General features: G+C 71.2%; 9 protein-coding genes. 6 read left to right on the top strand and 3 right to left on the bottom strand.

The window, feature by feature from the left end; translation table 11 throughout:
- Positions 1-24 precede the first annotated feature (24 nt).
- Both WME85_RS06845 and WME85_RS06840 read right to left on the bottom strand, forming a co-directional pair.
- Positions 25-1,674, bottom strand: a complete 1,650-nt coding sequence (locus WME85_RS06845; RefSeq protein ID WP_437836302.1) for a PfaD family polyunsaturated fatty acid/polyketide biosynthesis protein — start codon at positions 1,672-1,674, stop codon at positions 25-27.
- Between the two features lie 588 nt (positions 1,675-2,262).
- Positions 2,263-3,048 carry an SDR family NAD(P)-dependent oxidoreductase gene (locus WME85_RS06840; protein ID WP_437836300.1) on the bottom strand — a complete coding sequence of 262 codons (786 nt, stop codon included), beginning with the start codon at positions 3,046-3,048 and terminating at the stop codon, positions 2,263-2,265.
- 318 nt (positions 3,049-3,366) lie between these two features.
- On the opposite strand from WME85_RS06840, the gene WME85_RS06835 reads away from it, so the two are divergent.
- Positions 3,367-5,976 (top strand): ATP-binding protein, encoded by a 2,610-nt coding sequence (locus WME85_RS06835; protein ID WP_437836298.1) that lies wholly within the window; start codon positions 3,367-3,369, stop codon positions 5,974-5,976.
- A 29-nt stretch (positions 5,977-6,005) separates the two neighbouring features.
- Here the strand turns inward: WME85_RS06835 and WME85_RS06830 are convergent, their stop codons facing one another.
- A complete protein-coding gene (locus tag WME85_RS06830) occupies positions 6,006-6,173 on the bottom strand; it encodes a hypothetical protein (RefSeq protein WP_437836296.1) in 168 nt (55 codons plus the stop codon).
- A 400-nt stretch (positions 6,174-6,573) separates the two neighbouring features.
- On the opposite strand from WME85_RS06830, the gene WME85_RS06825 reads away from it, so the two are divergent.
- Genes WME85_RS06825 through WME85_RS06805 form a run of 5 tightly spaced genes read left to right on the top strand, consistent with a single transcriptional unit; the run spans position 6,574 to position 12,459 of the window.
- Positions 6,574-8,706 carry a HAMP domain-containing protein gene (locus tag WME85_RS06825; protein ID WP_437836294.1) on the top strand — a complete coding sequence of 711 codons (2,133 nt, stop codon included), beginning with the start codon at positions 6,574-6,576 and terminating at the stop codon, positions 8,704-8,706.
- A 4-nt stretch (positions 8,707-8,710) separates the two neighbouring features.
- Positions 8,711-9,127 (top strand): response regulator, encoded by a 417-nt coding sequence (locus WME85_RS06820; RefSeq protein ID WP_437836293.1) that lies wholly within the window; start codon positions 8,711-8,713, stop codon positions 9,125-9,127.
- Positions 9,124-9,699 (top strand): YfiR family protein, encoded by a 576-nt coding sequence (locus WME85_RS06815; RefSeq protein ID WP_437836291.1) that lies wholly within the window; start codon positions 9,124-9,126, stop codon positions 9,697-9,699. Before WME85_RS06820 ends, WME85_RS06815 begins: the two co-directional genes overlap by 4 nt.
- 1 nt (position 9,700) lies before the next feature.
- A complete protein-coding gene (locus WME85_RS06810; RefSeq protein ID WP_437836288.1) occupies positions 9,701-12,115 on the top strand; it encodes a TonB-dependent receptor plug domain-containing protein in 2,415 nt (804 codons plus the stop codon).
- On the top strand, positions 12,112-12,459 hold the full coding sequence (locus WME85_RS06805) for a hypothetical protein (protein WP_437836285.1): 348 nt from the start codon (positions 12,112-12,114) through the stop codon (positions 12,457-12,459). Before WME85_RS06810 ends, WME85_RS06805 begins: the two co-directional genes overlap by 4 nt.
- Positions 12,460-12,732 lie beyond the last annotated feature (273 nt).

The following is a 12,732-nucleotide window of genomic DNA, read 5'->3' as shown; positions in this document are numbered from 1 at the left end:
GAACCTCAGGAGATGATCTGGCGCTCAGGCGAGCGGGCGGGGAGTGAAGCAGAAGGCGGCGCTCGGCACGGGGACGCCGTACGTCCGGAGCTGCTGTGCGCGCGTGACGACGGCCGCGCCCTCGAGCAGGTTGCGCGCGACCTGGACCGCGGTGCGGCTCTGCGGGTCCTCGAGGAACGACCCCTTGACCCAGCGGTTGAAGGCGCCCATGGCCGGACCACACCAGATCTGGTAATCGGCGCGGCGCTTCGGGTCTCCGGCGATCGCCCACTTGCTGGACATGCCGAGATACCACCGGAAGATGAGCGCCATCTTGTGCTTCGGGTCGCGCGCGGCGCGCTCGAGCTCGGCCGGGTCGCGCTCGGCGAAGAACCGCTCGCAGCCCGACCACACCTCGTCGCACGACATCTGGAACATCTCCCGCTCGACGCGCGCGCGCACGTCCGCGGGCAGCGACTCGATGGCGTCGTGGGCGACGTAGAGGTCGTAGAGCCGCTGCGCGCGGACCCCGAACATCGTGCCGCGCTTGAGCACCTGGACCTGCACGCCGAGCTCGAACATGTCGGCTGCCGGCGTCATGACCACATCCGGGAGGTCGGCCTGGGCGAGCATCTTCTTGCCCTCGTCGGACAGGCCCGACTCGATGCATGACTGGTTGACCGAGCCCGTGAGCACGTACGCGGCCCCGAGCGCGAACGCGGCCGCCACGGTGGACGGCGTGGACAGGCCGCCGGCGGCGCCGACGCGGATCGGGCGGCGGTAGCCGTGCTTCGCCGCGAGCTCGTCGCGGACGCCGAGGATCACCGGGAACAGCGCGATGAGCGGCTGGTTGTCGGTGTGACCTCCGGAGTCCGCCTCGACGGTGATGTCCTCGGCGACGGGGAGGCTCCGCGCGAGCTCCGCCTCATCGCGTGTGAGCCACCCGTTGCGCACGCACGTGTCGAGGATCTCGGCGGGCGCCGGCGAAAGGAACCGCGCGGCGACCTCCGGCCGGGAGATCTTCGCGAACAGGTGGTTCTGTCGATCGACGCGGCCGTCGGGCAGGCGCCTGATGCCGCTGTAGGCGTACCGCACGACCATCGGGTTCAGGCCCATGTAGGCGGCGGCCTCGGCCCGGCGGACACCCTTTCTCAGGTAGAGCTCCACCGTGTCGCTCTCGAGCCGGGGCTGGTTCGGAGCGTGGATGAGGTTGCAGCCCCAGGTGGGGCCGTCCGTGCCGAGCGCGGCGATGATCTCGTCGACCGCCTGCTCGATCCGGTGGAGCCCGAGGCCGGCGGCGCCGAAGAACCCCAGCATCCCGGCCTTCGCCATGGCGATCGTGAGCCGCGTCGTGTGGATACCGTTCGCCATGGCGCCGGCCACGTAGGGGAAGCGCAGGCCGTGGACCTCGAGGAACGAGCGGTCGCCGAGCCACTCCGGGTACAGCGCGGGCAGCGTGCCGAGGAGCGGGAACGTGGGGACCCCGTTCACCTCATCTTCGCGGATGACCGCGCCGCCGCGCGAGACGCCGACGCGCCCCTCCGGCGTCTCGCGCACCACGTGCACCGGCTCGCGCACGCAGGAGACGGCCTCGTGCAAGTCCGTCGGGGTGAACGCGGGGAGCCACGGCCCGCTGCGCCAGATGCCGATCGGCTGAAGGCCGGCGCTGCGGAGGACGTGCGGATTCTCTATCATGCTGAGCTGCCTCCCAATGACAAGCTGGCGCTCTATAACACCCGTGGTGAACGCCCCGCGGTAATGGTTCGGTCACGGCGCCACGAGCGCGGCCCGGGCGCGTTCGACCCCAGGATCAGGCCATGAGAGCGATCTTTCCCGGGCGCGCGCGGTCACGCGCCGTCGTGACGCGCTGCGCCTCTGTTTCAGAGTTGCAACGCGCGCCGTGAGCCGGCGCGTGCGATGACGCTTCATTTTTCCGAGACCAACGGATCCGTGGACAGGAGGCTTCAGAGCCGATTGCCGGGAGCCGGGCAGCGTAGAAGCGCCTCGGTCGACGATGAAAGACGATGGATCCATCAGGACGCCAGGAGAGAGAGCCCTATCTCGGCATCTCTTCTACTGTCTTGTTCCTGGGTGTCTGACGGTCCGTATACGCTCGCCCGGAGGCTCGCCCATGCACCATCATGGAGAAGATTTTGAACCACAGAGGCGCAGAGGACACAGAGGAGAGATGGAGATAGAGAGTCTTTATTCTCTCCTCTGTGCCCTCTGTGCCTCTGTGGTTCCTTCTCTCATAAAACCATGGACGAGCCGGGCGACGAGGCGCTAGAGGGAATAACCGCCGTCGCTGACGACGAGCGCGCCCGTCATGGTGGCCGACGCGTCCGAGAGCAGGAAGGCGATGATCCCGGCGATCTCGTCGGCGGTCGCGTAGCGGCCGAGGGGCGTGGCCATCGCGGCCATCTGGTCGAACGCGGCGCGCTCGCTGCCGGCCGACGCCACGAGCGACCGGAAGAAGGGCGTCTGCGTCCAGATCGGCGTCTCGACGCCGCCGGGCAAGACGCCGTTCACGCGAATCCCGTCGGGCGCGCCCTCCTTCGCCGCGACGCGGACCAGCTGCGCCGCGCCCGCCTTGGAGGCCCCGTACGCGGCCACGCCCGGCTCGGCCTTGACGGCCGCGGCCGACGAGACGACGACCGCCGTCCCGCCGCGGCCCGTCTTCCTGAGGAGACGAAGGCCCGTCCGGAGCGTCAGAAAGACGCCATCGAGGTTCACGGAGAGGACGCGCCGCCAGTCGTCGAACGACGTCTCCGTGATCGGCGCGCCATGGGCCACGCCGGCGTTCGCGACGACATGGTCGAGCTTCCCGAAGCGGCGCTCGACGGCCCCCTCGAGCTCGGCCCACGGGGCCTCGCTGCCCACGTCGCCGTCGCGCAGCAAGAGCTCCGGCCCGCGGAGCTCCTCGGCCAGGGCGTCGAGCGCGTCGCGGCTCCGGTCGATCAGGACCAGGCCGCCCACGCTCTGCGACAGCTTTCGTGCGGTCGCCGCGCCGATGCCCGACGCCGCCCCGGTGACGAGCGCGACGCGATCCGACGTTTGCAGGGCCGACATGTTCCGGGCGCCTACCACGGCAGGGCCATCGCGTGAACGCGCAGCCCCCCGCGACAGGATCTCGCGGCCGCCTGGACCACCTGCCCACGGCGCCCGCCGCGCCCGCGCAGGGCGGCGCTGCCGGAGCTCCGATCCCACGTCGGTCGATCGGCGCGCGCGAGTCGACGGTCGCGCCGCGCGGTGGTGAGATTGTGTCCACTGCCGCACCGGCCTGCTCGCGCGCTGACGATGCTGCCGCGCGTGCTCGGCAGCGTCGCTCCCGGGCTGCGAAGGTGTTTGAGGTCGCGCGCGCTCGTCCTATGCTTGACCGGTAATCGGATGACTCGACGCCTCTACCGGCTCTCCGCCAAGGTCAGCAAGCTCGTCCCGGCCCATCGAAGACAGGCCAGAAAGGCACATACGCCCGGGACGGCGCCAGCTGCCGAGGCTCGGGCGGGCGACGCCATGGACCGCGGCGACCTGAGCCGGGCGGAGGTGCTCGAGCAGCAGCAAGCGGTGCTCAAGTACGTCATTGCCAACATCCCGCACGCCATCTTCTGGAAGGATCGGCAGGGCCGCTTTCTCGGCGGAAACCAGAACTTCCTCAACGACACGAACACGAAGGTCCTGGAGAACCTCGTCGGGAAGACCGACTTCGACGTGTGGGGCAGGCGCGAGGACGCGGAGTTCTTCGTGAGGGTCGACCGGGAGGTCATGGAGGGCGGCACGCCGATGCTCGACATCGAGGAGCCGCTGCTCCGCCCGGACGGGCAGCAGCGCTTCCTGCTCACCAGCAAGGTGCCCATCCGCGACGAGCGCGGCGAGGTGGCGGGGCTGCTCGGGATCTACGTCGACATCACCGAGCGCAAGCAGATGGAGATAGAGCTCCAGAGGGCGAAGGAAGCCGCGGACGCGGCCGCGCGCGCCAAGGGAGAGTTCCTCACGGTGATGAGCCACGAGCTCCGGACGCCGCTCTCGCTCATCCTCGGCCCGATCGATTCGCTCCTGTCGAGCGCGGACGAGCCGCTCTCGCCGCGGGCGCGGGCGGACCTCGAGCGCATCCAGCGCAGCGGGCGGCGGCTCCGCCGGCTCGTCGACGATGTCCTCGATTACCAGAAGATCGAGGCCGGCAAGATGCAGATCGACCTGGAAGCCGTCGACGTGGGAGCGCTCGTCACGGACATGGTGGAGGAGGCGCTGCCGGCGGCGGAGCGCGCCGGTATCCAGCTCTCGGTCCGGGTGGATCCGGCGCTGCGGGCTGTCCCCCTCGACCGGCGCAAGTTCGAGAAGATCGCGCTCAACCTGCTGGGGAATGCGCTGAAGTTCACCCCGCCGGGCGGCCGGGTCGCGGTCGGGCTGCTGGCGACGGACGGCCTCTTCGAGCTCTCCGTCGAGGACACCGGCCCAGGCATCCCGGCGGACCAGAGACACCTGCTCTTCCAGCACTTTCAGCAGCTCGACGCGTCGGCGACACGCAAGCACGAGGGGACCGGGATCGGGCTGGCGCTGGTCAAGGAGCTCACGGAGCTCCTGGGAGGCACGCTCGGCGTGGCGAGCGAGCCTGACGCCGGCTCCCGCTTCTTCGTGCGGCTCCCGCGCGCGCTGGACGGCGGCGGCCCGGCCCCGCAGCGGCCGCCCCGCGCGCCGGAGCCGCGCGAGGCGCGGGGCACGTCGCTGACGCCGCTCGCTGCGCAGGGCCCGGCGGTCAGCGCGGGCGACGGCGCGGCGCCCGCGCCGCGGGCCCGAGGCGACGGGCGCGCCGGCGACAGTGCTGACGGGCCGGCGGCGCGCGTGCTCGTGGTGGAGGACAACCCGGACATGGGGTCTTACTTGCGGGACCTCCTGTCGGCCGACCACGAGGTTTCGCTGGCGACGAACGGCCGGGAAGCGCTCGAGTCGATCGGTGCGAGGCGGCCCGATGTCATCGTGTCGGACGTGATGATGCCGGAGATGGACGGCTTCGAGCTGGTCGGCCGGCTGAAGGGGAATCCAGAGCTCCGGGACATCCCGATCCTGCTGCTGACCGCCAGGGCGAGCCGCGCGGAGGCCGCGGGGGGGCTGGAGGTCGGCGCCGACGATTACGTGAGCAAGCCGTTCGATCCGCGGGAGCTCAGGGCGCGGGTCCGCGCGGCCGAGCGGCTGCACCGCGCGTACCTGGAGCTCGCCGCGAAGAACCGCGAGCTCGCGGCGGCCCTGGAGCGGCTCTCGGAGACGCAGGAGGAGCTCCTCCAGGCGGGCAAGATGGCGGCGATAGGGACGCTCGTCGCGGGGCTGTCGCACGAGATGAACAACCCGGTGTCGGTCATCCTGATGAACGTCCAGGTCCTCTTGCGGCGCCACCGGCAGGGGCACGGCCTGCCCGACGAGGCCGCCATCCTGAAGGCGCTCGGCACGATCGAGCGGCAGGCGAACCGCTGCTCGGATCTCGTGAGGGCGCTGCTCGAGTACGCGCGCGGCAAGCCGATCGGCCGGGAGCCGTGCGACGTGCGCGAGGCGCTCCGCCGCGCGGTCGATCTCTCCGCACCGCGGGCGCGCGAGCGCAGGGTCCGCCTCGAGGCGAGCAACTCCGCCACCGCGCTCCCCGCGGTGCTCGCCAACGCGTCGCAGCTCGACTCCGCCTTGCTCAACGTGATCGGCAATGCGCTCGACGCCACCCCCCATGGCGGCGCCGTCGTCGTCGAGGCGCGCCCGCTCCCGCGCGGCGACATCCACGGCGTGGAGATCGGCGTGCGCGACACCGGCTGCGGCATCCGGGCCGAGGACCTGAGCCGCATCTTCGAGCCGTTCTTCACGACGAAGCCGCCCGGGCAAGGCACCGGCCTCGGGTTATCGCTGACGCACAGGTTCATCAAGGAGCTCAACGGCAGCATCCGTGTCGAGAGCGAGCCCGGCGAGGGCACCATGGTGCGCATGTGGCTGCCCGCCATGGCGGCGGAGCGGGCGGGGTGAATTAGCGCCCGATCCCGGTCGCCGGGCGCCTACAGCGGCGTGAGCATGGCGCTCTGGTGAGCGGGAATCACGCCGTTGCACGCCGCGTCGAGGTCCACGTGGACAGGCGCGTGACCGGCGGCCGTGGCGTCGAACGTCCCCTTTCCCGGGCTGCCATCACCCCAGGCACACGAGATGTCCCCGTCGGCAGCGCGCAAGGCGCCCGGGTACCGTGCAGATGGAAGCACGTCAGTGGCGTGAGCGGCCAAACACGTGCAGCTAACATTCACTTTTATAGTGTTTCAGGGAATTCCTGTTGCAAAGCTGCAACGAGCTACGTACCGTCGATATCAGAGGGGCATCTCCGCGCGCCTGTCCTCGCTCCCCAAGGGAGCTTCCGACGGCGCGCCTGGCCATGCCTCTTCCATTCATGGGGTCGCGGATGGCGTACGCTCTTGGATTCGACCGTTCCTTGCATCGGAGACAGAGACGGAGACGCTCCGCCGCGCCGAGCGCCTGATGCTGGGCTCCGCTCCTGTCCCCCCGCCATCGGCGCCTCACCGGCGGCGCGCCGGCGTTCATCTCGGAATCGGCATCAAGCTCGCGGCGGCGACTGTCGTGGTCCTCACCAGCGTCACCATCCTGGTCGCCAATCAGGTGATCCAGAAGACTCGAGACGATCTCGTGTCGGCCAAGGCCACCGCAGCGTCGATGATGGCCGACCTGCTCGCGGGGGCCCTCACCGCGCCGCTCGACTTCGGCGATCGGGACGCGGCGCAGAGCGATCTCGACGAGCTCCGCTCGAACCGCGCGCTGATCGGCGCCGTCGCGTGGGGCAGCGACGCCGAGCCCGTCGCCAAGGTCGGCCACCCGCCGGAGGGCCTGTCGGCGTTCACCGCGCGCGGCGCCGAGAACCAGGTCCTCGAGCGCGAGATCCGCGTCGCCCGCCCGGTCCTGCGCGACGACGGGCGGCGACTCGGGACCCTCGTCGTCGTCTTCTCCCTCGAGCCCGAGAACGCGGCGTTCGCCGCGGCCCGCCGCAACATCCTCGAATACGCGGGGCTCGTCGGCGCGATGACGGCCTTCCTGCTCCTCGCGTTCGCCCGGTGGCAGATCGTGCGCCCGCTCGCGCGGCTCGTCGACGCCGCGCGGCGCGTCGGCAAGGGGGAGCGCGCCGTCCGCGTGAACGTCGGCACGAGCGACGAGCTGGGCCGGCTGGCCGACGTCTTCAACGCGATGAGCGCCGCCATCCTCGAGCGCGAGGGGAAGCTGGAGATGGCCACGAAGAGCCTCCGCGAGCTCTTCGACAACATGCGAGAGGCCATCGTGGCGTTCGGCCCCGACGGCCGCCTCGGCAGCGAGGTGTCCAGGCAAGCCAGGCAGATCTTCGGCGAGCGCGCCGAGGCGGGGCACCACGTCGCGGAGCTCCTCTACCGCGGCGGGCCGCTCTGCGTCGAGAGCCAGGCGCTGAGGCAATGGGTCGACGTCGCGTTCGACGCGGAGCTCGACGTCTTCCCGGAGGTCGCCGAGCTCGCCCCGCGCGAGATCTGGTTCGAGCGAGCGCCGGGCGACCGCAGGTTCCTGCGGCTCGAGTTCTGCCCCGTCGTCTCCGGCCAGAAGCTCGCGCGCATCATGCTGCTCGCGACCGACGAGACCGAGCTCCGGCGCCTCGAGGAGAGCGTCAAGACCAAGGACGAGGAGCACGCGCGCCAGATCGCCGCCATGCGCCGCCTCGTCGCCGGCGGCGGCCAGGTCTTCGTCCGCTTCGTCGAGATCTCGCGCGAGCGCGTGGCCCGGTGCAGCGAGCTCCTGCAGAGCGGCGGGCAGCTGAGCCTGGCGGACATCGACGAGCTCCTGCAGCTCCTGCACACCATGAAGGGCGAGGCCCGGTCGTTCGACCTCGAGCGCCTCGCGGACGAGATCATGACGCTCGAGGACGAGCTCGCCGGCGTCCAGGCGCGCGCGCGCTCCGAGGACCGGATCTCCGTCGACGGGTACTCGGTGCCCTGGCGGTCGCGGCTCAAGCGCGTCGCGGACGAGCTCACGCGCGCGCAGGAGACGTTCGTCGACGCCTCGCCGGTGGGCCGGGTCATCCTCGACCAGATCACGGTCCGCCGCACCGACGTCGCGCGCCTCGCCGAGCTGATCGGCGCGCGGGACGGAGAGGCCGCCGAGATCGTCCGCCGCCTCGGGGCCCGGCCCTTCGGCGAGGTGCTCGCGTCCCTCGTCGAGCGCGTCCCCCGCTGGGCCGAGAACGAGGGCAAGCGCGCGCGCCTCGAGATCGACGGCCGCGAGGTCCCCCTCCCGTCCGACCTCGCCCGCGTGCTCCCGGGCGTGATCATCCACCTCGTCCGGAACGCGATCGCGCACGGCATCGAGCGCCCCGACGCGCGCGCCCGCGCGGGCAAGCCCGAGCTCGGCGTGATCCGCGCCATCTGCATCGAGGATCAGCCGCTGCCCACGATCGTCGTCGAGGACGACGGTCAGGGCATCGACCTCGACGCCCTCGCGACGAGCGCCGGCGTCGATCCCTCGGATCTGCGCCGGACGCGCGAGCTCCTGTTCACCCCCGGCGTGAGCACGAAGGGCGACGTCAGCGACATGGCCGGCCGCGGCGTCGGCCTCGCCGCGGTCCGCGCCGACCTCCTCTCGGTCGGCTGGCTCATCGAGGTGGACGCGTCGCGCCGGATCGGGGCGGCGTTCGTGATCCGCCCCCGCACCCAGGCTGCCCCTCGCAGCAACGGAGAATGACGCGATGTCGCAAGGTGGACGCATCCTGGTGGTGGACGACAGCGAGATCGTGCTGATGCGGATCCGCGTCGAGCTGTCGAGCGCGGGCTACGACGTCGTCACGACGACGCAGCTCATGGGCGCGGCCCGCCACCTGCGCGGCTGCGATCTGGTCATCGTCGACTTCTTCATGCCGGGCCTCGACGGCGGCGCCGTCCTGCGCTCGCTCAAGGCCGCGCTGTCCGCGGGCGAGCGGCCGCCCCTCTTCTATCTCTACACGACGGACGCCGGGGCCGGCGCGCGGTACGCCGAGCTCGGCTTCGACGGCGTCTTCAGCAGGAAGGGCGACCTCCTCGCGCTCACCCCGCAGGTGCAGGCGGCGCTCCGGATACGCAAGCTCTCCGGCCTGTCGCGCGCGCGCGACAAGGACCGCAAGCCGTGACGCTCCTCCGGCGCTCCTTCCTGCTCGGCGTCGCCGCCGCCGCCGCGAGCGCGCCGCGCCGCGCCCGGGCGGAGCCCGCGAGCGCGCCATTCCCCGTGCAGGCGGAGATCGTCACGCGCATCCTGCCCTACGACCGCGGCTTCCCGGAGAGGGCGAGGGGCCAGGTCGCCTTCCTGCTGCTCGCGAAGGCGGGCGACGCGGACTCGGCGAGCGCCGCGCAGCAGATGAAGAAGGCGCTGACCGACATCGGCAAGGTGCGCGACAAGCCGATCCGGGCCGAGAGCGCCGAGTACACGACGGCGCCCGAGCTCGCCGCGGCGTGCCGCGCGCGCGAGATCAACGTCCTCTATGTCTCCTCCGGGCTCGCGAAGGAGGTCGGCGCGATCCGCGGCGCGCTCGCGGACAGCGGCGTCCTGACCGTCGCGGCCGTGGAGCCGTACGTGCCGCTGGGCGTCGTGCTCGGCATCGACGTGGCGAACGGCAAGCCGCGCATGAGCATCAACCTCGCGCAGGCCCGGTCCCAGCGGATCGACTTCCCGTCGTCCATCCTCAAATTGGCAAGGATCTATTGACGTGAGCTCGACCCGTCTGGCCCTGCTCTCCGCCGCGTCGCTCGCGTGGCTGTGCTCCGCCCCGCGCGACGCGCGCGCGGACGACGTCGGCTCGCTCCTCGAGATCCTGGAGGAGAACGTCGTCTCCGGCGCCTCCCGCGCCGCCGAGCGCGCGAGCGACGCGCCCGCCATGTCGTCGGTGATCACCGGCGCGCAGCTCAAGCTGTTCGGGCTGCGGCGCCTCGAGGACGCCCTCAACTTCCTCTCCAACGGCGCCTTCGCGCACAGCCGCATGTCGGTCCCGGAGGTCGGCGCGCGCGGGGTCGCGCTGACCCGCGACGCGAACAGCCACGTGCTCGTCGTGCTCGACGGGGTGGTCGTGAACGAGCAGGGCGGCGGGGCCGTCTTCCTGCACGACGTCCCGCTCGACGTCGTCGACCACATCGAGGTGATCCTGGGCCCCGGCTCCGTGCTCTACGGCGCGCAGGCGATGCTGGGGGTCATCAACGTCATCACGAAGAAGGCCACGGATCACCCCGGACTCCACGCCTCCGTGATGCTCGGGGCGTCCCCGCCGCTCGACGAGTCGGGGGGCATCGAGGCCCCGACCGCCCACCGCGTCGGGCACGACAGCGCGCTGTCGCTGAGCTTCGGGCGCAGCTTCACGCTGCTCGGGGAGCCCGCCGGCGCGGTCGCGGCGCTCGAGGTCGACGATTTCGAAGGGCCCCACGTCAGCTTCCCGAAGCAACGGCTGCCGAGGGGGCAGGACGGCGGGCCGGGCATGGATCTCGGCCCGCACGCCGAGCCCGGCACCTGGGGCGGCCCGGTGGAAGAGCAGTGGTTCCGGCGCAAGGCAGGCGCCTACCTGCGCCTCGACGCCGGCGACCTGAGCGCCACCGCGCGGGCCACGCGCTCGTCGTGGGCGGTGCCGTACATGGACCTCTACGAGAATCGCGTCGGGTCCTACGACGACGCGCGCAACGACAACACGCAATCGCTCTTCCTGAGCAGCCTGCGCTACCGAGCCCGCCTGAGCGAGCGGCTCGAGGGCGTGGCGCGCGGGTACTTCGGGTACAGCCGCGTCCAGCGCTCGCGCTACGTGATCGGGCACGACCCGATCGTGCCCGGCGTGCCGCTGGGCGTCCTCTCCCCCGAGCAATGCCCGCGCGGCCCCTCGGGCCCCTGCCGGAAAGAGTCGCTGTTCCTCTCCCGCTGGGTCGGGCTGGAGCTCCAGGGGCTGGTTGACTGGCTGGGCGACGGAGCCTTCTCGACGATGGTGGGCGTCGACGGGCGGCTGCGCGCGGCCGCCTACGAGTTCGTCACGTTCGACGATCTCACGGGCAAGAGCTATGGCTCCGACCCGGGGCTCACGCACTGGCACGGCGGCGGAAACAGCCGCAAGGACGAGGCCGCGCTGGGGGCCTATGTGCAGCAGACGCTCCACCCCTTCCGGTACCTCTCGATCAACGCGGGGATCCGGGTGGACCTCGACTCGCGCATCCCCCTCGATCACGTGGCCAACGCGATCTCGCCGCGCGCCGCGCTGATCGTCACGCCGGACGAGCGCGTCTCGCTGAAGCTCATCTATTCGAGCGCGTTCCGCGCGCCGAGCTTCGTCGAGCTCTATACCGTGACCGGCCGGCTCCTGCCGAACCCGGACGGCCTCAAGCCGGAGAACGTCTCCTCGCTGGAGGCCGTCTCGTCGTTCCGCAGCGGCGCGCACGCCTTCACGGTCGGCGGCTTCTACTCGGACTGGCGGGACGTCATCGAGCTGCAGCTCGTGAAGGCCCAGGCGCCCAGCGTCTCGAAGTACAACAACGTGCCGGGCATCAAGAACTACGGCACGAACCTCGGATACGAGACGAGCTTCGTCGACCGGAAGCTGCGCCTCGGCGTGAACTCCACGTTCGCGCTGACGCGCCGCCGCATGTCGGACAAGCAGGTCACGAGGAACGCGCCGTTCGGCACCGGCGACGAGGTGCCCATCACCGTCGCGCCCCAGGTGTACGGCAATGCGCACATCTCGTACGAGCTCGCGTCAGGCGCCGTGTCCCTGGCCGCCGCTTACATGGGCCGGCGGATCGCCGATCAGGCGTACTATGGGGGCGATCCGTCGAACATCGACCCGCGGCCGGAGGTGCCGCCGCAGCTCGAGCTCCGCGCGGCGCTCACGGGCGAGCTCCCCGGGCTGAAGGGCGCCAGTTACACGCTCGGCGGTCAGTACGCGTTCTCGTCCCGTGAGCCCTATGTCGTCGGGCCCAACCAGGGGCTGCCGCGCTACCTCGTGGAGGAAGGCCCGACCGCGGACTTCGCGCTGGCGAACCGGCTCACGATCTTCGCGGGGATCGAGCTTCACCTCGACGACAACGAGCCTGCGGCGGGGCCGGCGCCGGCGGCCGTGCCCTCCTCGGGCGCGACCTTCGGAGCTTCACCTTGAAGAGCACACTCCTTCCCTCGCTCCTCGTCAGCTTGTCGGCCGCCTCTGGCCTCATGGCCTGGGGTTGCGTCGAGGTCGGCCACCCCGTCGAGGTGGGCTGCTTCATCGAGTACGACAACCCGAACTGCGACGAGTCGATCGGCGCGACGACCTCCTCTCACGCGAGCGGGACCACGTCGGCGAGCAGCGGCAGCGGCGGCGGTGGCGGCGCGGACAGCGCGGGTGGGGCAGGCGGCGAGGCCGGCTCAGGCGGTCAGGGCGGCTCGGGCGGCGAGGCCGGCTCAGGCGGTCAGGGCGGCGCCGGGGGAGCCGGCGGCGCCGCGGGTGGAAGCGGCGGATCGTGACGATGGGCGGGCTGGCGCGGGGGCTCTCGCTGCGTCGCGACGGGTCGAGTCAACCTGTCATGAAAATGGGGAAAAATGATATGCGCGGTGGCGCTGTCTCTGGGTGCATGTTGGTGGCGTTCGGGATGCTTGGCTACGTCATTGTCTGCTCCCCCACCAGGAGCACGCAAAGGCGTTGACAGCCGCTTTGCCTTCACATAATCGTAAAAATCAGCCTGGACTGTACTCGCCATGTCCTGGCCGTGAAAGGGGGATCATGCACCATCGATGTGC

This window comes from Sorangium sp. So ce1153, from assembly GCF_051521595.1.
GTDB lineage: Bacteria > Myxococcota_A > Polyangia > Polyangiales > Polyangiaceae > Sorangium.
Note: the sequence above shows the minus strand (reverse complement) of the source record. Positions and strands in the feature narration are given on the sequence as shown.

Coding starts and splice junctions, on each gene's coding strand:
- WME85_RS06845 (WP_437836302.1), bottom strand. CDS start 1,674: ATGATAGAGAATCCGCACGTCCTCCGCAGCGCCGGCCTTCAGCCGATC.
- WME85_RS06840 (WP_437836300.1), bottom strand. CDS start 3,048: ATGTCGGCCCTGCAAACGTCGGATCGCGTCGCGCTCGTCACCGGGGCG.
- WME85_RS06835 (WP_437836298.1), top strand. CDS start 3,367: ATGACTCGACGCCTCTACCGGCTCTCCGCCAAGGTCAGCAAGCTCGTC.
- WME85_RS06820 (WP_437836293.1), top strand. CDS start 8,711: ATGTCGCAAGGTGGACGCATCCTGGTGGTGGACGACAGCGAGATCGTG.